The 594-nt window shown below is 67.8% G+C and carries 1 protein-coding gene; it reads right to left on the bottom strand.

Annotation, left to right across the window (positions count from 1 at the left end):
• Positions 1 to 594: acyltransferase domain-containing protein (locus tag AB0C16_RS40285; RefSeq protein WP_357691438.1), on the bottom strand; the 594-nt coding region annotated here is incomplete at both ends.

The raw sequence follows: 594 nt of genomic DNA, 5'->3' as shown, positions 1-594 counted from the left end.
GTCCAGCCAGTGGCGGGTGCGTTGGAAGGGGTAGGTGGGCAGGTTGATGGGTGTGGTGGTGGGGGGTCCGTAGATGCGGTCCCAGGGGAGGTGGGTGCCTCTGGTGAAGGCTCGGGCGATGCCGGTGAGCAGGGTGGTGGGTTCGGGGTGGTCGCGGTGGGCGAGGGGGATGACGGTGTCGTCGTTCATGGCTGATAGGGCGGTCAGGATGGCGTCGGGGCCGAGTTCGAGGTAGGTGGTGGTGTGGGTGTTCAGGTGGTTGATGGCGTCGGCGTAGCGGACGGGGTGGCGGGCGTGTTGGGCCCAGTGGTCGGGGGTGTGTGGGTCGGCGTGGGGGTTGAGGGTGGAGATGAGGGGGGTGTGCGGGGGGTGGTGGGTGAGGGTGTGGGCGATGGTTTGCAGGTCGTTGAGGATGGGGTCCATGTGGGGGGAGTGGAAGGCGTGGCTGACCTTCAGGCGGTGGGTGTGGCGTCCTTGGGCTTGGAAGTGGGCGGCGATCTGGAGGGTGGTGTGGTGGTCGCCTGCGATGACGACGTTGTTGGGGCCGTTGATGGCGGCGAGGCTGACGGTGTCGGTGAGCAGGGGCAGGACTTC

It is taken from the genome of Nonomuraea sp. NPDC048916 (assembly GCF_040649575.1).
Classification (GTDB): Bacteria; Actinomycetota; Actinomycetes; order Streptosporangiales; family Streptosporangiaceae; genus Nonomuraea.
The sequence above is the reverse complement of the archived record's forward strand: the minus strand, read 5'-3'. Positions and strand labels throughout refer to the sequence as shown.